21 protein-coding genes are annotated in these 23,463 nt (G+C 29.0%); all 21 read left to right on the top strand.

What is annotated here, in order from left to right:
- Positions 1-75: 75 nt before the first annotated feature.
- The 21 genes from BUA90_RS08720 to BUA90_RS08630 all read left to right on the top strand — a co-directional run bounded on the left by BUA90_RS08720 (position 76) and on the right by BUA90_RS08630 (position 23,461).
- Positions 76-453: an HNH endonuclease gene (locus BUA90_RS08720; protein ID WP_072967718.1), complete on the top strand. Its 378-nt coding sequence runs from the start codon at positions 76-78 to the stop codon at positions 451-453.
- 229 nt (positions 454-682) lie between these two features.
- Positions 683-1,195: a hypothetical protein gene (locus BUA90_RS08715; protein WP_072967716.1), complete on the top strand. Its 513-nt coding sequence runs from the start codon at positions 683-685 to the stop codon at positions 1,193-1,195.
- Positions 1,196-1,234: 39 nt separating this feature from the next.
- The gene (locus tag BUA90_RS08710; protein ID WP_072967714.1) at positions 1,235-2,476 is read left to right on the top strand and encodes a site-specific DNA-methyltransferase; all 1,242 of its coding nucleotides are present in this window, start codon (positions 1,235-1,237) and stop codon (positions 2,474-2,476) included.
- A 133-nt stretch (positions 2,477-2,609) separates the two neighbouring features.
- Positions 2,610-3,206, top strand: coding sequence for a type IV toxin-antitoxin system AbiEi family antitoxin domain-containing protein (locus BUA90_RS08705; protein ID WP_072967711.1), 597 nt, complete (start codon positions 2,610-2,612; stop codon positions 3,204-3,206).
- Entirely contained in the window at positions 3,206-4,102 is an 897-nt protein-coding gene (locus tag BUA90_RS08700) for a nucleotidyl transferase AbiEii/AbiGii toxin family protein (RefSeq protein WP_072967709.1), read from the top strand. Before BUA90_RS08705 ends, BUA90_RS08700 begins: the two co-directional genes overlap by 1 nt.
- Before the next feature lie 116 nt (positions 4,103-4,218).
- Positions 4,219-4,986 carry a virulence-related protein gene (locus BUA90_RS08695; protein WP_072967707.1) on the top strand — a complete coding sequence of 256 codons (768 nt, stop codon included), beginning with the start codon at positions 4,219-4,221 and terminating at the stop codon, positions 4,984-4,986.
- Between the two features lie 79 nt (positions 4,987-5,065).
- Complete coding sequence (locus tag BUA90_RS08690; RefSeq protein ID WP_072967704.1) at positions 5,066-5,254, top strand: hypothetical protein; 189 nt, start codon at positions 5,066-5,068, stop codon at positions 5,252-5,254.
- Positions 5,255-5,370: 116 nt separating this feature from the next.
- Positions 5,371-5,739, top strand: a complete 369-nt coding sequence (locus BUA90_RS08685; protein ID WP_330390712.1) for a phage terminase small subunit P27 family — start codon at positions 5,371-5,373, stop codon at positions 5,737-5,739.
- Between the two features lie 93 nt (positions 5,740-5,832).
- Positions 5,833-5,982, top strand: coding sequence for an SHOCT domain-containing protein (locus tag BUA90_RS12400; protein ID WP_159430014.1), 150 nt, complete (start codon positions 5,833-5,835; stop codon positions 5,980-5,982).
- 120 nt (positions 5,983-6,102) lie between these two features.
- Entirely contained in the window at positions 6,103-7,548 is a 1,446-nt protein-coding gene (locus tag BUA90_RS08680; RefSeq protein ID WP_094756826.1) for a recombinase family protein, read from the top strand.
- Positions 7,541-7,729, top strand: coding sequence for a hypothetical protein (locus BUA90_RS12170; protein WP_094756825.1), 189 nt, complete (start codon positions 7,541-7,543; stop codon positions 7,727-7,729). The genes BUA90_RS08680 and BUA90_RS12170 overlap by 8 nt, the downstream gene beginning before the upstream one ends.
- A 27-nt stretch (positions 7,730-7,756) precedes the next feature.
- Complete coding sequence (locus BUA90_RS08675) at positions 7,757-9,049, top strand: recombinase family protein (RefSeq protein ID WP_242945070.1); 1,293 nt, start codon at positions 7,757-7,759, stop codon at positions 9,047-9,049.
- Positions 9,050-9,121: 72 nt separating this feature from the next.
- Entirely contained in the window at positions 9,122-9,361 is a 240-nt protein-coding gene (locus BUA90_RS12615; protein ID WP_242945069.1) for a hypothetical protein, read from the top strand.
- Positions 9,362-10,159: 798 nt separating this feature from the next.
- Entirely contained in the window at positions 10,160-11,722 is a 1,563-nt protein-coding gene (locus BUA90_RS08665) for a zinc-ribbon domain-containing protein (RefSeq protein WP_072967700.1), read from the top strand.
- A gap of 324 nt (positions 11,723-12,046) precedes the next feature.
- Positions 12,047-12,226 carry a hypothetical protein gene (locus tag BUA90_RS08660; RefSeq protein WP_072967698.1) on the top strand — a complete coding sequence of 60 codons (180 nt, stop codon included), beginning with the start codon at positions 12,047-12,049 and terminating at the stop codon, positions 12,224-12,226.
- Between the two features lie 225 nt (positions 12,227-12,451).
- Positions 12,452-16,048, top strand: coding sequence for a patatin-like phospholipase family protein (locus tag BUA90_RS08655; RefSeq protein WP_072967696.1), 3,597 nt, complete (start codon positions 12,452-12,454; stop codon positions 16,046-16,048).
- Positions 16,049-16,061: 13 nt separating this feature from the next.
- Positions 16,062-17,483 carry a right-handed parallel beta-helix repeat-containing protein gene (locus tag BUA90_RS08650; protein ID WP_072967693.1) on the top strand — a complete coding sequence of 474 codons (1,422 nt, stop codon included), beginning with the start codon at positions 16,062-16,064 and terminating at the stop codon, positions 17,481-17,483.
- Positions 17,484-17,745: 262 nt separating this feature from the next.
- The gene (locus BUA90_RS08645) at positions 17,746-19,290 is read left to right on the top strand and encodes a dynamin family protein (RefSeq protein WP_072967691.1); all 1,545 of its coding nucleotides are present in this window, start codon (positions 17,746-17,748) and stop codon (positions 19,288-19,290) included.
- A gap of 13 nt (positions 19,291-19,303) precedes the next feature.
- Positions 19,304-21,565, top strand: coding sequence for a dynamin family protein (locus tag BUA90_RS08640; RefSeq protein WP_072967689.1), 2,262 nt, complete (start codon positions 19,304-19,306; stop codon positions 21,563-21,565).
- On the top strand, positions 21,555-22,583 hold the full coding sequence (locus BUA90_RS08635; RefSeq protein ID WP_072967687.1) for a hypothetical protein: 1,029 nt from the start codon (positions 21,555-21,557) through the stop codon (positions 22,581-22,583). Before BUA90_RS08640 ends, BUA90_RS08635 begins: the two co-directional genes overlap by 11 nt.
- Positions 22,583-23,461, top strand: coding sequence for a hypothetical protein (locus tag BUA90_RS08630; protein ID WP_072967685.1), 879 nt, complete (start codon positions 22,583-22,585; stop codon positions 23,459-23,461). Before BUA90_RS08635 ends, BUA90_RS08630 begins: the two co-directional genes overlap by 1 nt.
- The last annotated feature ends 2 nt before the right edge of the window (positions 23,462-23,463 follow it).

Genomic DNA, 23,463 nt, shown 5'->3' with positions numbered 1-23,463 from the left:
CATGGCTTACACGAAATAAAGTGCATAGCATGTTCCATGTTTGTTTTAAAGAAAAAATTAAAAAGGAGAAAAGTTATGCCAAGAAAACCAAAGCGCATGTGCAGCTTCCCAGGCTGCCCAGAACTGACGGAAGGAAGGTATTGTGAGAAACATCAGAAGGAAGAGACAAAGAAATATAACAGAAAAAGAAAATATAAAAAACTCTATAACAGCAGTAGCTGGCAAAGGTTAAGAAAAAAGGTATTAACAAAGCATCCTCTCTGTGTAGAGTGTGAAGAGAAAGGAAGACTTACTCCAGCAACTGTAGTGGACCACATTGTACCTCATCATGGTAATGAAGCTTTGTTTTGGGATGAAGATAACCTTCAGTCACTTTGTAAATCATGTCACGATAGGAAAACAGCAAAAGAAGATGGTCGGTGGGGGAGAAAAAATAAAGTTTATACTTATTAATTTTATGTGGATAACCCTGTGGGTAATCTGTGGATACACATGTGGATAACATGCATAGGGGGAGGGGGTATACCATCTCAACACATTGAAAACACGGGAACGGGGCGGCCCCTTCACACTAGAATTCGCAGTTTTCATAGGACCGGGGTGGAAAATTAGCGAAAAGACGCAAAGTAAGATAAGCACTGGGTTTGAGCCTTGTTGGAAATAGAAAAAAGAGGTGTTAAATATGCTTACAAAAGAGCAAAAAGAAGAGATTTTAAGACTTCGTAAAAAGGGGCATGGATATAAAAGTATTGCAAGTATTTTAAAAGTTAAAAGGGATGATGTTAGAGATTTATGCAGAAGATATGGACTTACCGGGTATTTAGGATATGGGCAGCTAATAAAGAATGAGACACCTAAAAAGAAAGAGATACAAGACAAATGTTTGTATTGTGGGAAAGAAATAAATACAAAAACGCGCAGAGGAAAAAAATCAAAGTTCTGCTCAGAACATTGCAGAAGAACTTGGTGGAAAGAAAATCAAGATAAGAAAGACCGCAGGGATACTGCTTGGTATTCATTTATCTGTAAATACTGCGGTAAAGATTTTAAAGCATATGGAAATAAAAATAGAAAATTCTGCTCTAGAAAGTGCGCAATGGATTATAGGTATGGCTTTTATAAAGAGAAAACTGGATATGAAACTAGATTAGAAAAAGATAGCAAAAGCAATTATGGTACCCATTCAGATGAATAGGTGCTTTTTTAAATTTATGAGAAGTTGGTGGTGGTAAAAGTGAAAAGAACAGAAGAATTAAAAATATTACCCATAGATGAACTCATCCCATATGCTAATAATGTTAGAACCCATAGCAAAGAGCAGATAAAAAAGCTTAGAAGCAGTCTACGTGAATTCGGTTTTATCAATCCAGTACTTATTGATAAGGATAAAAATATAATTGCCGGCCACGGCAGAATAATAGCAGCAAAAGAAGAAGGAATAAAAGAAGTACCCTGCGTATTAGTGGAGCATTTAACCGAGGCTCAGAAGAAAGCATATATCCTGGCTGATAACAGGTTAGCTCTAGATGCTGGCTGGGATAATGAGCTGTTAGCTTTGGAACTTGAAAATTTAAAAGAACTTGATTTTGATATAGACCTTACTGGATTTAATGCTGCAGAGATAGATGAATTATTCTCGAATATTCACGATAAAGAAGTGTCTGGTGATGATTTTGATGTAGATGCAGCATTAGAGAAAGAACCAATATCAAAGCATGGTGATATATGGATACTTGGAAAACATAGACTTATCTGTGGGGACAGTACTAAAGCAGAAATCTATGAGAAGCTTATGGAAGGAAAGAAGGCGAATCTGGTTGTGACGGACCTACCATATAATGTGGATTATGAAGGAACAGCTGGTAAAATCAAAAATGATAACATGTCTGATAAAGAATTCTATGAATTTTTATTAAAAGCTTTTAAAAATATGTTTGAAAATATGATTGATGGAGCTCCTATTTATGTTTTCCATGCAGATAGAGAAACTGTTAATTTTAGAACTGCTTTCAAAGACGCTGGTTTCTTTTGCCATCAAACTTGTATATGGGTAAAAAATACTCCAGTGCTTAGTCGATGCGATTATCTATATACCCATGAGCCTATTTTGTATGGATGGAAACCGACTACAGGACACAAATTTTATGCAGATCGCAAGCAAAGAACAGTATGGAGCTTCGATAGGCCTACTAAATCAGAACTCCATCCAACAATGAAGCCAATACCTTTACTAGCATATCCAATTAAAAATTCCAGTCTTGCTAATTGTATCGTATTAGACCCTTTTGGCGGTTCGGGGAGTACTTTGATTGCTTGCGAGCAAACTAATAGAATTTGCTATACTGTGGAGCTGGATGAAAAGTATGTGGATGTTATTGTTAAAAGATATGTAGAGTATGTTGGAAAAGATGATGATGTATTTTTGATTAGAGATGGAGAGAAAATAGCTTATAGAGATATCAATATAACAAAATAAAGACTTGATATTACCTGTGGTTTCGAAGCCTACTTTTTTAAGCCAAAAAATCTTGAAATTTAGATGATTAAATGATATAATTGCACTAAACTACCCGCAATTCAAATCAGAGTGCGGATGTTGAGGTGCAATCATGATTAAAAAAGATATTCTTTATAATGAATTTAAAAAACATGGAGGAGTTCTAAAAACATCAGAGCTTAATGCTATTGGGCTTTCAAGCCGACAAATAAAAAAGCTTCTAGATGATAATGTTATTACAAAGATTAAGCGCGGCTATTATGAACTATCAGATAATATTTATCCAGAAGAAATAATTATAGCAAGACTATTCCCTCAAGCAGTAATTTTTCTTGAAAGTGCACTTATGTACTATGGATATACAGACAGAATACCGTCAGCATGGCAAATAGCAGTTGATAGGGATAGTGAAAAAAGTCAGTATAAAATCGATTATCCACTAATAGAGCCTTTTTATCTAGAACCAAAGTTTTTAAAGATTGGCCTAAATACAATTCAAGTAGAAGGTGTCGCGATCAAGATATTTGATCGTGATCGGACCATATGTGATGTTCTGAGGTATGAGAATAAGCTGGAGAGAGAAGTATTTAGCAATGCAATTAAACGTTATGTGAATGATCACAATAAAAATGTGAGAAAGCTATTTGAATACGCTGAAATATTTAATATCAAGAAAAAGGTACAAACCTATATTGGAGTGTGGTTGTAATGGCTGATATTGCAGCATCAGTTTTAGCTAAGTTGAAAAATAAGTCAAGAAAAGATGGCATTCAGCTTCAACAATTATTAAATCTATTTTGTCAAGGGGAATTTATTCGAAGATTGTCACAATCCAGATATAGAGATAACCTCATCCTTAAAGGAGGATTTTTGTTATATTCAATTAGTGAATTCACTGCGAGACCGACAGTTGATGCAGATTATCTTTTGAAAAATTATTCGAATAACTTGGATTCTATAGAAGTGCTTGTTAGAGAAGTTATCTCTTCACCTAGTGAAAATGACTATATTAAGTTTGAAATCAGAGGGTTAAAAATAATCGGTGAAACTAAAGAATATCATGGGATAAGAGTTAATCTTACAGGTATCATTGGAAAGACAAAGACACCTTTTAGTATTGATTTTGGGGTTGGAGATGTTATTATACCATCAGCAGTTGAAAGGACTCTGCCTGTCATTTTACCAGAGTTTGAGAAACCTAAAGTCTTGACTTATTCTTTAGAATCTACTGTAGCAGAGAAATTAGATGCTATCATATCGTTAATGGAAGCTACAGGACGTATGAAAGATTTTTATGACATATATTATTTAGCCATAACATTTGATTTTGATGGTAGAAAACTTCAAGAAGCTATTTATGAAACGCTGTCTAATCGAGGGACACCATATGAAAAGGACTCTGTTACAGCTATTTTTAGACTATCAAAGGATGCTGAAATCCAGAAAAGGTGGAATAATTTTTGTAAAAAAGTATTGAAATATGAACTAAACCTTAGTGACGTAGTTAAGGTGATTATTGATTTCGTATTACCACCATACCAATCAATGATTTATGAGGACGAATTTTTTAAGAATTGGAGATGTAAAGATAGAAAATATGTTTAGCAAAAAGCGGGCCGTTGGTAGCCTGCTTTTTTATGTTAAAGATATCATTAATAACTTGCAATTTCCTGTGTTTAGAGTGATATATGTTATAACTAAAAACACAGGAGGGATTGATAATGAGTAGAAAGGAAATTGTAAAGGCATTAGAAACATACTTTGGAGTTAAAGCAAATTACTTAGGAGCACCAACCTTTGCATACCAACTGAAAACAGAAGATGAAATCTACACTATTGATAGAGAAGGGAAAATTATAAAAGCATCAGGAGAAGAAGTAAAACTTATTGAAATTTTTAATTTAACAAAGAACACTGAAGCAAATGACAGTGAAGAATTTGATGCAAAGACATACTTTGAAGTAAATCTTCCAATGGAAGATCACAGCGGCAGAACCTTAAGGAATCTAGTCAACATGATTTACAGCAAACAAGCTCTTATTAAAAAAGCCTTTGAGATTGAAGAAGATTTAGTAAAAGAGGATTTTTCCATCGGTATTAATGAAGTCAAAATTGAAACCTTAGAAGATTTTAAAACTGCCCTTGAAGATATAGGTGAAAGAAGCTGCCCGGGAGTAGAATTTGATTTTTGTGAGAAGACAATAACTTTCAAATTTTTACAAGGAGAAGAAAATACTGAAAAGGTTAAAGTTTATAAGCAGTTTGTATCCATTTTAAATGAAAACGCTAAAAAATTAAAATATGCTTCAGTAAAAGTTAAACTTACAGATAATGAAAAATACACTTTTAGAACATGGCTTTTAAGACTAGGGATGATTGGGGATGAATATAAGTTTGCAAGAAAAGAACTACTTAAAAATCTATCAGGTAATGGAGCTTTTAGAAAAGTAAAACCTAAAGTTAAAAATGAAGTAGAAAAAAATAACTAGAAAGGATTGATAAAAGTCTTGCAATTTCCTATGTATAGAGTGATTAATGTAATAACAAAAACATAGGAAGGTGTAAAGGATGAATAAATGGCTATTAAGAACAACTCTTGAGGGGCTGATTTTTACAGCAAAGGAAAAGAAGTGTGTACTTGGTGATGATGCAAAAGAAGATATAAATAAGATTAAAGAAATTTATGAAGAACTAGTAATGTTTTGGGATTTAGATGAAAGCCTAATAGATGAATTTGAAAAGGAAGTAGAAAACTAAAAAAGTATTGGGAGAAAGGGCCACAAAGGCTCTTTTTTTCGTTATAGGCATAATCCCTTGGATTAAAGAAAAAAAACCCTTTACAGGGCAAATGTAGGGAAAATGGAGGTGATACCATGGCGACACGAGGAAGAAAACCAAAACCAACTGCTTTAAAGGTTCTAGAAGGCAATCCGGGAAAAAGACCTCTTAACAAAAATGAACCCAAGCCAGAGAAGAAGGCACCAAGGTGTCCGTCATGGCTTGAACCTGAAGCTAAAAAAGAATGGAAACGAATGGCTAAGACTTTAGAAGCCATAGGAATACTAACTAAGGTAGACGCAGCTGCATTTGCAGGGTATTGTCAAGCTTATGCCATGTGGAAGGAAGCCGAGGAGTTTTTATCAAAACATGGAACTATATTTAAAACTCCATCCGGATATATTCAGCAGGTACCACAGGTATCTATTGCCCAAACATACCTTAAAATAATGAAGGATTTTTAGATAGGGTAGTAAGACATTATGATGCCAGTAGGAAGATATGTCCAAGGAGTATGAGTAAAAACAACTGGGAAAAAAGGATAGCTAATTTTATTAATGAGAAAGAAGGTAGATAGAATGACTACAGAAACACTCGAGTATGTAATGAGTATAGCTATATTAAAAGAACTTTTAAAAAAGAAACTTATTAATGAAGAAGAATTTCGTAAGATTGATATATTAAATAGAAATACCTTTAACAAATAGGGCTTTTACATAGGTCCTATATTTTTTTACCTTTTTTACATGTTCCCACAGAGCAAATTACTTGCTTTGAGTAGGTTTTAGAGGTAACATACTACTACCTTAAAGAAGGGAGGTAGAATTTTGAAAAAGATAAGGACCATTCCAGCAAAAAGTCATAAAGGAAATGATACTTTAAATAAGGAAACAAAGCTAAAGGTATGCGCCTACTGCAGAGTCAGTACAGGAAGCAGTAAACAGGCTGAATCCTTTGAAACTCAGATTTCATACTATGAAAGATATATTAAAAATAACCCCAAATGGGAGTTTGTAGGGATATATGCAGATAAAGGAATATCAGGTACCACAGCGGCTAGAAGAACAGAATTTAATAGGATGATTAAAGATTGTGAGAAAGGAAATATAGATTTAATTATTACTAAATCAATCTCAAGATTTGCTAAAAACACAGCTGATTGTCTAGAAGTAGTAAGATTCCTAAGAAGTCTTAATGTAGGCGTTTATTTTGAAAGAGAAAATATTAATACCTTAGGGGCTGAAAGTGAATTAATACTCAGTGTATTAAATTCAATTGCCCAGGATGAGTCGAGGAATATGTCGGAAAACATTAAATGGGCTATTCAAAAAAGATTTAAAGAAGGTAAGGTTAATGTTGCTACTAAAAGGTTCTTAGGCTATGACTTAAATGATGAGGGTGAACTTGTAATAAATCCACAGGAAGCTGAGATTGTAAGAAGGATTTATAGGGAGTATCTTGATGGAAAAAGTATGAATGAAATTAAAAATGGTCTTGATAGGGATGGAATAAAAACAATAACAGGAAAAGAAAAGTGGCAAGAAAACACTATTAAAGTAATTCTTAGTAATGAAAAATACTATGGTGATGCTTTACTGCAAAAGACAGTAACCCTTGATTACCTTACTCACAAAAGAAAACGAAATGATGGTGAAAGTCCGAAATATTTAGTTAAAAATCATCATGAGCCTATCATATCAAAAGAAGAGTTTGACAGAGTACAGGAAATAATGGCTGATAGGGCTGCAAAGTATGGAAATATTCCTGAAGTTAGACATAAATACAATAAAAGATACGCTTTTAGTGGAAAGATTATATGTGGTAACTGCACAGGAGTATTTAAAAGAAGAACTTGGAACAGTAAATCACCAAGCAGACAAATTGTCTGGCAGTGCAGTACTTATATAAAGGAAGGGAAAGATGCCTGTAGCATGAAGGCTGTTGATGATATGACTTTAAAGGCAGTTTTTGTTAGGGCTTTTAATAGATTTTATGCAAATAGAGAACAGTTTTTATCAATCTTTATGAAAAATGTGGAGAAGGGTTTTGAAAATAAAAATACTGAAAACTCAGAGGTGCAAAGACAGATACAAAACATTGCCGAGGATATTAAAAAGCTTATACGCCTTCAAATAGAGGGAAAGATTTCTACAGAAGATTATGAGAAAAATTATATGGAGCTTAAAAAGCAGCTGGATAAATTAAAGAAAACACAATCAGATAATTCAGCTTATAAAAAAAAACAACCAAGAGTTACAGCTTTAAATGAATAAAATACAAAATTTCTTTAATAACTATGATGGCTTACTTACAGACTTTGATGATGATGTTTTTAAAGCTTTAGTTGGAAGAGTATTAGTTAAAGCGCCAAATCATGTCTGTTTTGAACTTAAAAATGGAATAGTTCTAGAAGAAAAATTTATAAAGAAAAAAGGTAAAAATGGTTTAATATAGAAATATTTTGGAAAGGAAGATTTTAAAATGGTTAAAAAAGTATCCATAATTCCTGCCAAACCTATAGCAGTCATTAAAGGTTTAGCTAAAGAAACAAAGAAGAGAGTATGTGCTTACTGCAGGATTAGTACAGATACTGATGAGCAGTTATCTAGTTATGAGGCTCAGGTTACTTATTATGAAGACTATATTAGAAAAAGACCAGATTGGGAGTATGCAGGAATATATGCAGACGAAGGTATAACTGGAACCAACACAAAATATAGAGCTCAGTTTAACAGAATGATTGAAGATGCAATGGCAGGTCAGTTTAATATGATTATTACCAAATCTATCAGTCGATTTGCAAGAAATACACTTGACTGCCTTAAATATGTAAGGATTTTAAAAGAAGAAGGTATAGGAGTTTATTTTGAAAAAGAAAATATAGATACCATGGATTCAAAGGGAGAAGTGCTACTTACCATTTTAAGCTCCTTGGCCCAAGATGAAAGTCGCTCAATCAGTGAAAACAGCAGGTGGGGGATTGTAAGACGCTTTCAGCAGGGTAAAGTCAGAGTAAACCATAAAAAGTTTATGGGGTATGATAAGGATGAAAATGGAGAGCTTATAATAAATGAGCAGCAGACTAAAATAGTAAGAAGAATTTTTAAAGAATATCTTGAAGGTAAAAGTGCAGATAAAATTGCAGCAGGTCTTACAAAAGATGGCATACTGACTGCTACAGGAAAAAAGAAGTGGCATCCAACGGTTATAACCAAAATGCTTAAGAATGAAAAGTACTGCGGTGATGCACTACTTCAAAAGACAATAACAGTAGATTTTTTAACACATAAGAGAGTGAAGAATGAGGGACAAGCCCCTCAATATTATGTAGAAAACAGCCATCCAGCAATAATAAGCAAAGAAATATTTGAAGCTGTTCAAAAAGAGATTAAAAGACGATCAGAACTTAGAGGTTTTGGTGACAAAGAAAGAAGAACAAAACACAGCAGCAAGTATCCATTTTCAGGGAAAATATTTAGTAGTAGCTGCGGTGCAGTTTATAGAAGGAAGCGTTGGGGACCAACTAATAAATATAAGAAGTATGTTTGGAACTGCAGAACAAGAGATGAAGAAGGTTCTAAAGTTTGTAGTATGAAAGCAGTAGATGAAGAAAAACTGAAAGAAGCGTTTGTTAGAGTGGCTAACAAGGTAATAAAGGATAGTGATGGATTTATAAAGAAAATGATAGACAATATACAAAAAGTGCTAAATGAAAATAGAAATGAAGTAAAATTAGAAACTATAGACTCAAAACTAGCAGAGCTTAGAGAGTAAATAACAAATTTAATAAGACTAAATTCTAGAAGTAGCATAGATAGTGATATTTATGATGAAGAATACAATAGATTGGCTTTAGAAATGGAAAGTTTAAGAAGTAAGCGACTAGCATATACAAAAATTGAAATGGAGTGTAAGGATAATTATTCTAGGATTAGGGAGATTGAAAGAATACTGAATGAGCATGAAATAATAGAGAAATTTAATGAAGAATTATTTAGGGTATTAGTAGAAAAGATAAGAGTTGTATCTTTGGCTGAAGTGGAGTTTGTTTTGAAGACAGGGGTTGTGGTTAGGGAGATATTATGATTGTAATATATTGACGTATATTAGAGTAATTTGGTACAATTTGGATGTAGATGTAATTTTGTATTTACACCCATTTTTCTTTGTATGACTATAAACTCTATTATATAAAAATTCACAAAAAAAGTAATTAAAGAAAAATTTTTTTAATGATGGACAATATATGTCTATGTATTCACTGTATGATAGTATTAGAAATATGTGGTGAAAAATGTAAAAAATTCGAAAGTTAATCGCATACTTTTTATTTATGATATAGACATGATGGATAATTAATAAATTTACTGGAGGCAAAAAAACAAAATAAAAATATATAAAAAATAAACATATTATGAAATACAGAAAAATCAATATGAATCAAAATATTACATCGAAAAATAAAAAAACATACGGGTAGTATAAAAATAAATATGAAAACTTTTCACATTTCATGACAATAAAAGCTCTAAAAAGAGCATGCCTTGAAAAGCCTTTAGGACCGTACTTTGAAGGTAAATATTCAGGGAAATCTGATAAATCAATAGCATCAAATAATTTAGAAAAGAAGTTTGATTTATGTGTTGAAGTAAAAAATTCGATGTATTCAAAAACAAGCTGCCTACTCATAAAGGTTTCGCATCCTTAAAAATTTAATATTTGGTGGTATAAATATTAATTCTATATCAGTGAGGCGAAATCCTTTTTGAAATAGAAAGATTTTACAGAGTGATTAAAAAAAGTTGCTTTGTAAAACATAGTAATTTCAAGTGTTTAGAATTATGCTAAATGCTAAAATAATAACTTTTGAAAGGGGTGATTTAAATGTTTTGTAAAAATTGTGGAAAAGAAATAGCTGATGATGCTAAATTTTGTTCAAAATGTGGTATTGAGTTAGTGGATAAGACTAAAAAAGTGGACGGGCTAGAAGATGAAGATGTATCAAAAGATGAAAACATTTTAAGTGAATCTATTAAAATTAATAAAAAAACTAAAAGAAAAAAGATAAAACTAAAGATAGCTATAGGGATAATTTCTTTGTTGTTTATATTTATAATAATTATCACTACTATTTCCAATATTGATAATGAAGAAGTCAATGGGAAAAAAGAATATACTAAGTTTTCAGAGAAATTTAACCAATATATGCTAAATTATTTGAATTCAAATCTTGAAGAAAAATTGGAGAATAAATATTTAGAATTTCTTAATGAATCTGATGATAAATTAATTAAAGATACAATCGCTAATATTTTAAGGGATAGTTTAAATAAAGGAGATTATAAGAAAGTCAATGAATATATTAGTAAATTAGAAAAAATAGAAAAGGCAGATTTTAATTTATCAGAGATGAAAAATGCAATTAATCAAATTAATGCTAATATTAAAGAGATTGAAAAAATTGAGCAAGAAATAAAATCTATTGCTGAAAAATTGACGTTTTCAAAAGATGTAATATATGTAGAAGGCTATGTAGTTAATCAAGTAAGATATGATGACACTTTCTTAGGACAGATAGCAAATGAATTAGAAGATGAATACATATATGGTATCACATTAGATAGAGATTATAATCTTTTTTGGGGCTATCTTCCAGGTGAATCTCGAGCAGTAGTAAAGTCTGAAACTCCATTATTTGACGGCAAAGGTCCCTTTGATATGTACTTAGTTCATATCGGTGAAGGTAATTATATTTCAGGAGATGGATTTGAAGTCACTATAGATGAGTACAGACCTGCAACAGACGAAGAAATAAATGCCTTTGGGAATTACGCTTATTATGAAGAAAGTATACAAACATTGAGATCATCTAAAGATAGAATGATAAATGAAATCGAGTTAGCACGTAAAAAAATTGAAAATTGTTTAAAGACATCAAAAAGTGAGACTGCAGAAGAAAAAGCAGAGATGGAAAAACCAAAAGAAGCAGAAAATAAAAAAACAGAAGCATATGTTAAAGAAAGAATTAAAGAGTTAGTTCCAGATAATTGGAATAGCAATTATGATAATGAAAATTATTTAGTGCTGCATTCAAAAAATGGTTTAAAATTATCTACAACTATAAAAAGAGGGTATTCTAAAATTGCTGATATTTTAGATGAAGAAAATATGGATTTAAGGGATTTTCAAGAAATTAGTCAAGATGAATTATTTAAAGATCCTGGTCCATGGCCATATTCATATTCAAATCTAAATATTGATGGCACCAAGGAGGCATTATATATGTCAGTAGGTAGCGATGGTAGTTTTTTAACAAGATTTTATGTTTTATACGATAATTTGTTAGTTGAATTTAAGATTGATGAAAATTATTGGGATGATGGTTATGATTTTAATTACACTAAAGAATTTTATAAAGAAATTTTAAAGATAATTAAAATGATATAATTAAAATTCTTAACTATAGGAGGCAAATTCTATGGAGATGCTCGATAATAAAATTCAAGGAAATAAAAAATTTATATTAAAAAAATAAAACAAATTGGTTATATAACCTATAAATCTATATTAACTGAAATAGTTATCAAAGAAAATATATTATATATTGATGAAAAAACAAAATGGTTTGGAATTTTTAAAGGGAAAAATAGAAAATGTAATTTAGATATAAATGATATTATTAGTGTCAATATAAAAAGCACATGGGATTTTTGGGATTCATTTTATGGGATTATATTCTTAGCTTTGTCTTTTGTAGGAAGTTTTATTTTCTTGATTGCATCATTAGTATGTTTTTTAAGTGCCTACGGTAAAAAAATTGAAATAATAACAAATCAAAATTTTAAAGCTAATATTTTAATTGACAATAAAAATGAAGATGTTGATTCATTTTTACAATTGATTTCTCCAAATAAAATGCAGTTAAAAGTAATATTTTTAAGTATTCGATAGGATGTAGGCAAATCAAACTTTATCCCTGCATTAATGTGGGTTCTTTTTTGTAAAGATTTGATAAAAAAATTAAAGAGGTAATATGATAAACAACGATATTTAAACATTTTTCGATAAAAATAGACGAAGGAATTTATCCCAAAATAGAGAAACTTATAAAATTATAGATTTTTCTAATAATAGATTATAAATTTAAAAAACTTATACAGAAGTGAGGTTTAAAGCATGAAAAAAATTGGCTTAGTCTTTTCCGGTGGAGGAGGAAAGGGTGCCTATGAAATAGGCGTATGGAAGGCTTTAAATGAATTTAATATAAAGCCAATAGCAATCTCAGGTACTTCTGTAGGAGCTTTAAATGCTTCTTTATATGTACAAGGCGATTTAAAAAAGGCTATAGATGTTTGGAATGATATAGAAACAAAGGGAATCTTAACAATAAACATTGAAGATATTATTAAAAAATTTTCTCGAAATAAGTTAGCCAAATATGTAGATTTAAGTATGATTCCTACTTTTATAAGGACAAGAGGATTATTTAGCCAAGAAGGCTTAAAAAAGGTTTTAGATGAAGTCTTAGAATGTAGTAAAATACAAAATTCGGATATTACATTTTTTGCCTGCACCTGCAATGTAAAAAATAGGACAGAGAAGTACTTTGAAGTAAATAAATACGATGATGAAAGAATAAAAAAAATTTTACTTGCTTCTAGTGCCATTCCGGGAGTATTTGATGAGATTAATATAGATGGAGAAATTTATTTTGATGGAGGATTAGTTGATAATACACCTATTCAACCGGTATATGAAATGAACTGCGATACAATTATCGTTGTACATCTAAATAGAAAGACTGTCATTGATAAAGGGAGATTTCCAAATACAAATATAATTTCCATAGTACCTAGAAGAGATTTAGGAGGATTCATTAAAGGAACATTAGATTTTTCAAATGAAGGTTGTAAAATAAGAATGAAACAAGGATATGAAGATGCGTGTTTAATTTTATCAAAGTTTAGAGAATTATTAGAGATAGAAGAAAAATATGAAAGGATATTAAAGAAAATAAAGGAGAGAGAAAAAGGAAATGAGGAAATTAAGAATAAAATAACCCAAACATATAATGAACGTATTCAAATTCAACAAGCAATAAAAAAATTTAATCATATGATAGTAAATGATAAACTAGATGATGAAAGTAGCAGCTTTATACCTATACCAGAGAGAAATTTGCTTACGGAAGAAAACTATAATTTATTAAATGAAATAGAGAGAAAAAATATTAGGTTAGAAATAGAAAAGTATTTAGAAAAAAACATAGACAACAGTTCTGATATTCAAAATGCAGCGTTAGAAGCCATTGGATATCTTTCTTGTATTGATGGACAAACTAATGAATTGAAAGAGCAAAGTCTTTTTAAAAGAATTTTAGGAAACATAACAGGTAAAAATCAAGAAATTGTATCATCAGGACAAAAAAATCTTGCAATTGCTCAATACGCATCATATGCATTACTTTTAAACATGCATAAAAAGAATCTTATGACTTTAGAACTTTCTGCTGCACTAAATAACAAAATGAATTTAATATTCAATGAAATTTCTACAATGGCTGAAGACATCAATAAACAGTATATAGATGTATACAGAAGTATGAGTTTGATGTTTTTAAAATTTAGAAGAAAGATTTTAGAAAATCGAGATAGAATTGTTGAGTTAGAAAATAGAATGGAAATACAAGAATGGCTAAGTAATATTAAAGTACATACATTCAATGGTGTAGAATACAGAAATTTATCTACTATAAAAAAAATTGTATGTATAGTTAATGATTTTTATCACCTTACAAAGAGTAATTGGAATAATAGGGATATGAAAGCATTACAAAGTGCTTTAATAGATTTAAATATTGAAAAGGACTTAATTACATATGGAGAATTTTTTGATGCAATATCAAAAGATAAATCTATTATAGGGCGAATTTTTAAAGGCTTATACAAAGAAAAGAATGTTCAAGATACAAAGACATTATTAAGTTCTATAGAGGTAATTGAAACTGATGTTGCAAATGAAAACATGGAACAAAGTTTAGATATTATATATTATAAGAATTCAAAGGATTTAGATATACCGGTATTTGATTTGGTTTTAGAATTACTTTTTAATCTAAAGAAATCAGGCTATAAAGTATTGTCAAATAAATCTTTAGATGGAATTAAAAAAAATTATATAGATAAGATAAATAAAATAAAAGAGATAGCCAAAAAAAATAAATTTAGTGAAGTTGAGCTAAAGGAGATGGATGAATTAAAGGATAAAATTGAAAAGTTTAAGATAATAGTGCCTGTTATTGGAGCCTTTAGTTCAGGGAAATCTACATTACTTAATACTTATATGAAAAGAAAAATTTTAGATGATGATTTATTGCCAGAAACTTGTATTGCTACAGAATTACATCCTTCATTGAGGAGAGAAGAAAAAGCAATACTTCATTATTTAGATAACAGAGAGCTTGAAATACCTATTTCAAAATTGAACAGTGTTTTAAAAAATACTGATCATCTTAAATATATAGAGGTCCATTTGGATAATGAAGCCTTAGAAAAACATAGGGATATAGTATTAGTTGATATGCCGGGACTGGATTCTAATATAGATAACCATAATAAAGCAATTTTTAATTATGTCAAGGAAGGGGTTTCCTTTATTCTATGTATCGAAACATCACAAGGCTTAAAAGATAGCGTTCAGGAATTCATATGTGAATTTTCTCTTTACGGTAGTGACATCAGTGTTATCATGACCAAAAAAGAATTGCGATCGCCTGATTCAATAGATAATATACTCTTGAATAATAAAAGGAATATAGAAAGATTAACAGGCTGTGAAGTTTTTGCAGGAAAGGTATCTTCATTTCAAAATGATGTAAAAGATTTCGAAAAAGCTATTCAAATGATAGAGATAAAAAAAGATAAACTTATGAAGGATAAATTTTATCCATTAATTTTAGAAATAGCTGAAAAAACAAAAAGAAAACTTAAGTTGCTAATGAATGTAGAAAATATCTCAATATATGATTTAGAAAGGAAGAAAAAGGAGCTAAAAAGAAATATAGAAGAATTAGAAAGAATCTTAGAAAAAGAAAAAAGAATAGTAATGAATAAATGCCAAAATGAAATTCCCCAATATGTAGTTAATGATGTCCGTACAGTTTTAGAACAGAACAAGTCAAGTTTATTTGAAAGATTGAGAAAGAATTTACCTATACAAGGAAAGATAGAGGGATTTGTGCAAAATACTATGAGGGTTTCATTAAATGAGCGGGCTAGAAAAGTATTTGAAGAGTCAGCTGAAAAATTATCCCAATATATATCTAAAAATATATATTCTATATTAGATTATGATGAAAAGGTTTCTGTATCAATCGATGATACAGTTACTAATATAAATAAACTTGATACGACTTCAATTATAGCTATAGGAGCTGCTGGATGGATTTTACTTGGTCCTATCGGGGGAGTGATAGCAGCAGGAATTGGATTATTCATGAAAAAGAAGAAGGAACAAGAAATGAAAAATCAATTAGATGATTTAATTTTACAAGTAGCTGAAAATATTAGAGAAAAAGCTAAAGAAACTTTGTATAAAAGTGCTGAGAAATTTTTTGAAGTCCTAGAGCGAAAGGTCAATGACATAAAAATCGAAACTAATAGGAATATTGAAAGATTAGAAAATCAAATAAAAAAAGGGAAAGGAGAAATAGAGAAAGAAAAAGCAGAGATAGAAAAAGATATAAAAGAATTGGAAGCTATAGAAAAAAAGTAAGGAGAAGATAGAAATGTCAATATTAGATATGCTTAAAGAAGTAAAAGAAGATATAGTAGAAGTTCCAGAGCATCCTCTTGCAGATGAGGATGTAGATTTGAAGATTACGTATTTATCGGGAATAGCATTGATGAGTAATACAGATGAGAAGATAGATAAAGATGAGATGAAGCATATAGAATTTTTGATAAAAGGGATGAGACTGCCGGAAAGCACTAAAGAAAAGATTATAAATATATCTAAAAATCCATCTCAAGAGCAAATAAAACAAATTATAGAAACTATTAAAGAAAATGAATTAGAATATAGATTTTTACTAGATACAGCTGTAGCTTTATGGGCAGATAAAGTACTTGAAGAATCGGAAAAGGAAGGATTTTTTCTATTTTCAGAGATGATAAATATATCAAAACATTTAAGTCAACAATTTTTAGATTTTGCAGAAGTATATATGGAAAAAAATGAAAAAAAAGTACTTGAGGTACTGTCCGATATAAAAGGTATTGATAAATCGGTATTTCCATACTATGTAAAGCAGCTTGGCGTTTTAGTTTTAGGAGATGAAAATATAACAGAAGGGAAAAGAGAAATAAAAGGAAAAACCTTAAGGATAATAGGGAATATAATTATTGGAAAGGATGCTGAAATAGAATTTGAAAATTGTAATTTGACATTTACAGGAGGCAGAATATTAAGTACTGGAAATGTAATCATGAAAAATTGTAATGTAAAATTAGACCAAGAGTCCATTATATCTGTAAGCAACTTTGATTGTTATGGATGTACCTTCAGTACTATAGGGGACTTTGAAGATGTTGAAATTAAATCTAAAAAGAGCAAATATAACAATAAAGAATATTATTCTAATATAGAAAAAATAGATAAAACTATTTTGGTATCCATTACAGATGGGGAAAATGTAAATATTGTAGATACAAAGTTTAAGGATATTAAGTTTTTCAATGTATTATATGTTGAAAGGACACCGCAACTAAATATAGAAATGTGTACTTTTGTTAACAATAAAAATTGCATATATTTATCAAATAATTCAGGTATAAAAATAAAGGATTCTATATTCAAGAATAATAGTTTGAATGATATTATTTATAACAGTCATAAAGTTGAAACTATAATCGATAATTGCAATTTTGAGAAATCACAAGAAAGTAATTATTTGACAATATACTTCTCATATATTAAGAGAGGAATCAATACTGTGAAAAATTGCAAATTTATTAGAGGTGGTATATATTGTTCTGAAATAAATGGTTTGGATTTACGGGATCCGTTCGACAATTTCCTGTATCTGTCAGACGCAATGAAAATAAGTCTAAAGCATTATTATAAGGCAATACTTATTTCTGGAAAACTACGAGATATATTTATTAATTGTGATTTTTGTGATTCAGTAATTGGACAAAAATTTCTATAATTTAGAAATAAGCAATTTTATTTTTTAAAAATAACGGATTAAATGATATTGTTCAAAACGATAAAGGTAATAGCAGAATATTAATAAGAGAATATGTTTTTGAAAAATCAGAAGGTAATAGACTTGCAGTTATAGTTTTTGAACCAAAGATTAGTGGTAATTTAAGAGTCGAAAATTACAAATTTATATATACAGGTCCTGCTGATAATAAAAAATTGTAGTTATCTATAAGATATTTTATAGAGAAAGGACAGATATATATATGGCTCTTAGAAGTAGTAGAGAAGAGAGAAAACAAAATTTAATAAAAAACGAATATTTAGATAATCCTGAAAAGGGTATGGAGCTAATTTCAAGTCTTATTTCCATGTCTAAAACAAAAGAAACTATGGTACAGCTGTTGAGCAAATTAGATAAAATTATCAGATATGACTTTATAAACATATGCTCTATGGAAAATCTTCCAAATGAAGCAGAAATGTATGAAAAACTTAAAAAAGCATTCGATAATGTAGAAGATTTGACAGAGTTTAATGCCCTTGCCAATAAAAATATAATAGCTATTGGTGGAGGATTTAGTGCAGGTAAATCCCAATTTTTAAACTCTATATTAAAAGATAATATATTACCTACAGATACAACTCCGACTACTTCAATTCCTTCATATATAACATATGGACAGGAAGAAATAATATATGCATTAAATAGTTTCAATCTTAAAGTACCTATAAATAGAGAGGCTGTAAAGGCTATAAGCCACGATTTTAACAAAAAATATAATGTTAGCTTTAGCCATATAATAAAAAAATTGGTCATAGAGACTTCAAGATTTCCATATAAAAATATTTCTTTTTTAGATACACCGGGATATAGTAAAGCAGATGCGTTAAATAGGGCAGATAATACAGATGAAAAGATAGCAAAGGAATATTTAAGCAGTGCAGATTATATTATATGGCTTGTAGATGTATCAAAGGGAACTATACCCGATAGCGATATTAAATTTATAAAGGATTTGAAATTTCAAAGACCAATATTTGTAGTATTTAATAAAGCAGATTTAAAGACTTCAGAACAAATAAAAAACGTACTGGAAGATGCTAAAAGAAGATTCGAAGAAGAAGGAATAATGGCAGAGGAAGTAATTGCATACAATTCCCTTGCATCTAAGGATAATGAAATAGGTGGCAATAAGCTTCAGAATTTTTTAGAAAAGATCAATAGCAGAATAAAATGTACTACTGTAAAGCAAGAGTTTGATAAGATATTTGAAGTTTTTGAAATCTACAATCATAATGAAATGATAAAGGCTAAGGAAAAATTGAAGCTGTTAAATGAAATTGCCGTGAATATAGATTTGTTAGAACAAGATAAACATGTGGAATTTAGAAAATTAATTGAAGAGTGTCAGAAAAAAATCAAAAAACAGAAGAGAATTTTAGCGGAGTTCCAAAGTTTATCCGATAGAGTAAATGAAATAATAGGTAAAATAATAAGCAACCTAAACGTAGTTGAAGAGAACAAGGAAGATAGAGGAATATTTGGAGTTGCAGGCTTGCGAGATGAAAAAGTATTATCCGATTTAAAGGAAGACATGAAAATAAGTGGAAAAATTTCAAAGATGAATGCTTTTGGATTATATATAGAATGTGGTTTTGGAGAGCAGGTTATGATTTTTATTGATGATATTAAAGAAAAATATTCTAATAATGTTGAAGAATTATTTTATGTAGGAAAAGAGGTTGATGTTCAAATTGTTGAAATAGATAGGGTTAAAAAAGCTATAAAGGTTGTAGTGAATCTATAAGGAGGTGTTATAAATGGTAGAGATAAAAGTAGATATTGAGAAAAAGGTAAATCAACTTTCAAATATATTAAATAAATATAAAAATTATGAAGAATTAATGAGGGAGCATTATAGAGAGCTGCAAAGAGACATACAGGATTTTTTAAAGGATGTAGAAAATGCAAGAAATACAGGAAGATTACTTAGAATAGGAATAGTAGGACAAGTTAAAGTAGGAAAATCTTCTTTTTTGAATGCATTAATATTTGAAGGAAATGGAGTTTTACCAAAGGCAGCAACTCCAATGACAGCGTCACTTACTGTTATAAAATATGCACCAAAGGTAAAGGCTGAAATTGAATTTTATGATGCTGAAGAATGGAATACTATTTTAAATATGGCTAAAGAGTTTGAAAGAATATATAATGAAACAAAAAAAGATTTAGAGGAGAAGATGCAAAAGGAAGTAGAAAGTGGAGGATTATTCGGAAGGTCTAATAATTATAAAAGGAAAGTTCAGACAGCAGATATATTAGCTACTGCAGGAATTCCAGAAGAATATAAGGCATCCTATGAATTGGTCAGTATGGTAAGAAAAAGTGGATTATTAGTTGAAAAATATCTTGGAAAAAAAGAAACTATAGAAAATGTTTCAAATGTTGAAGATTTAATGGAATTATTGAAAGATTATGTGGGAACAGATGGGAAATTTACTCCTATAGTTCGAAATAGTTGTGTTTATTATGATGACCCAATATTGAAGGATATTGAGATTGTAGATACACCGGGGATAAATGACCCAGTTATATCAAGGGGAAGAAGAACAAAGAAGTATCTTGGTCAATGTGATGTTGTTTTTGTATTGAGTTATTGTGGGCAATTCATTGATACAGCGGACATAGAACTTTTGGCACAAAATTTACCTGCTAAGGGTATTAAAAATATAGTTTTAATAGGAAGTCAATTGGATTCAGCTATGCTACAAGAATATAAAAAATATAAAAATATTACCCAATTATTAGACAATTTGGAGATTCGATTAGAAAAGTATGTAGAAGATACATTTAGAAATTTACAAGAGAGATGCGAAGGAGATAGAGAAAAGGAAATAATAAAAGAATTAAATAAATCTCTTCCACCGATTTTTATATCTGCTATGGCATACAATATTTCAAAGCACTATGATGATTTAGATAATGAAGAAAAACATTTTCTTAATTTATACAATAATATGTATCAAGGTTTAGTATTTGATGAGGATTTGTTGATTGAACTTTCAAATATGGAATTAGTATTTGAGAAACTTCAAGAACAAAAATTGAAAAAAGAAGAAATTTTAAATTCTAGATTAGAAAATCTCGTAGATGGAATTGAAGATAGATTTCATACAAAATTACAGGCTATAAAAAAAGAATTACAGAATAAACTTAATAGAATTGAAAAAGAAGATTTAGAAAGCTTGTATAAAAAAGAAAAAGAAATTACTAAACGTTTGAATAAAGGGAAGAATGAAATAGAAATATGTTTTGAAAATTTAATATTAAAAATTAAACAGGAATTTTCTCTGCTGCTTACTGATATAAAGCAGGTATCTAGACATTTTTCAAATGTTAATGTAAAAAGCGAGAGTTATACAGAAACTTACACAGTAAGTGTATCTAAATGGTATAAGCCATGGACTTGGGGAAAGAAAGAAACACGTAGTAGAACTATAACATATCGATATGCAAATATATATGAATCTATTGAGCAAATTGAAGAATTTGTATATGAATCTGAAAAGAGGTTAAAAGAAGTTATCATAGATATTGTTGATATGCCTAAATTTAAAGCTGAAATAAAAAAAGCTACTTTAAGTGTCTTCAATTTAGGCGATGAAAACTTTGATGTACAAGATGTAATTATACCTGTGAAGCGTGTCATAAATAAAATTACTATACCTGAAATAGAATTTGAAGAACAAAATTATAGTGATATAATTGCAAATCAATTTAGCAGTGATAGAGTAAAAGAATCAGATATAGAAAGATTAAGGGAAGTACAAAGAGAAGTAATAAGAAAAGTAGTAGAAGATATTAAAATAGCAGTAGATAAAAAAACAAAAGAAATAGTTGCATCTTTAGAAAATACGCAAAAAGAATATATTGATAATGTACTAAATGATATTAGAAAAGAAATTAATAATTTAAGGGAATATATCAAAAACAAGGAAAACTCTATAAAAAGTCACAAAGAATTAATTTCTAAAATAGAAGAAGATTTAAAACTTATGGGGGTAAATGGAAATGATGTATAACAAAGAGAAGGTTCATATAATGGAAAGTAAAGAATTATCCGTAAAGATTCCTTATTTAACTTTGATTGCTGCTTTTGCAAAAGAAATTAATTACAATAAATTCTCTGATTATTTAAAACATTTTTTACTTCCGAAAAATATAATAAAAAAGTTAGATAATATAATTTTAAATATGAATAGAGAATTAATTTTTTCTGCAAAGGAAGAGATTGACAAATATAAGCATATACTTTTAATTGACATGCATATGATTTATTTTGATTCTAAAAATTTTGATGGGGATGGTAAAGAAGTTTTAAAAGAATTTGCAAGGATATTTGAACTATCAGAAGAAGAACTTAAAGATATAAATAAGATAAGTGAAATACTTTATGAAGATAATTATTCGTTAATGTATTGGATATTTGAATATTGTGAGTGGATTAATGAAGAAACTTTTAATTATATTTATAATCTTATAGATTTAGATAAAGCTGACAAGAGATTGAAGAATTTGATAAAGGAACAAAAAGAAAAATGGATAAAGATTAATAGAATAAAAAAAGTAACGAATAATTCAGAAGTTATAGAAAATTATAAATATGTTGTTTTTTCAAATAAAGAACTAAACGATCTAGAGGAAAGAGAAATTAAAGAAAATGGCGGTTTTTTTAATAAAACTGTCTATCTTTGTGGAGATGAATTTGAAATAAGAAAAAATGAGCCAAACAAAAATTGGATTACGTATATAGGAATAAATGAACCAAAGGTATATTTAGTTGGAGAAAAAGAGCAAATTATGTCTAGAAATGTATATGAGGAAGAAGGATTAGTATTTGATTGTACGTGTTCTATTAATTTTAGAAATGTTTATCTTACTTCAAAGAATAATATTTACTTATATATTGATAAATCAGAAGATAATATTGTTGATTGCAGAATAGATGAGAAAAAGATTACTGTAATAGATCCACATGAAGAAATGTCAGAGTTTTTAGATGAATTTATTCCAGAATTTGAAAGACGAGGATTGATATAATGTCTTTATTGTCAATTTTAAAAGAAATAAATATTGAAAATAATAAAAAAAAAGACTTAGAAAATCAATTTGATGAGAAAGAGAAAATTGAACATCCGATTAATCAAGAAAATATGAATATAAAATGTACTTATTTTATGAGTATAGTTTTAATTTTTAAAAAATATGATAAGAAATTTATTTTAGATAAATTAGACAATTTTTATGAGATTAGCGACTTGTTAAAAAGTAAATTAGAAAATCTTTTTATGTTGTCTGAAAGGAATATTGAAGATATTTTAGTTAAAGAATTAAGATTAGAAAAAATTAGATATTGCATGATAATGGATGTTTTCTTGTTGAGCAAAAATTATAATTTAGAAATAGATAACATTTTATTAAAAAAAATATCTTCTTTAATGAATATATCAGTTTCTGAAATAGGGAAAATGCAAATATTTATTGATCTTGTATTCAAAAAGAAAAAAGGTAAACTATGTAATTATCTAGAAAATTTCAATGGAATAGGAATAGAGTATTTAACTTTGTATATTTTATACTCTGAAATAAACGTATTAAAAGATCGGGTATTAGAAATTGATTATATAAAAGAATATAAAAAATATTATATAAGATTTTATTATGATAAAAATTTAAAGATTATTACAACAAAATTATTAGATGAGAAAAAAACTCCTTATATATATTGGAATACAGATTATGATATTCATGGAAAAAAAGTAAAGGAGACAGTTTGTTCAACATTGTATAGAGATTTTAAAGAAAATATATTTTACAAATATAAAAATAAAGGTGTGGAATTATCAAAATCTAAATGCTATGGTCTTTATAATGAAATTTTAAATGAAGTATTAGATATTATTACGAGATTTTTATGATA

The organism is Caminicella sporogenes DSM 14501 (assembly GCF_900142285.1).
In the GTDB taxonomy this organism is placed as follows: Bacteria; Bacillota; Clostridia; order Peptostreptococcales; family Caminicellaceae; genus Caminicella; species Caminicella sporogenes.
This window is presented reverse-complemented; position numbering and strand designations above follow the sequence as displayed.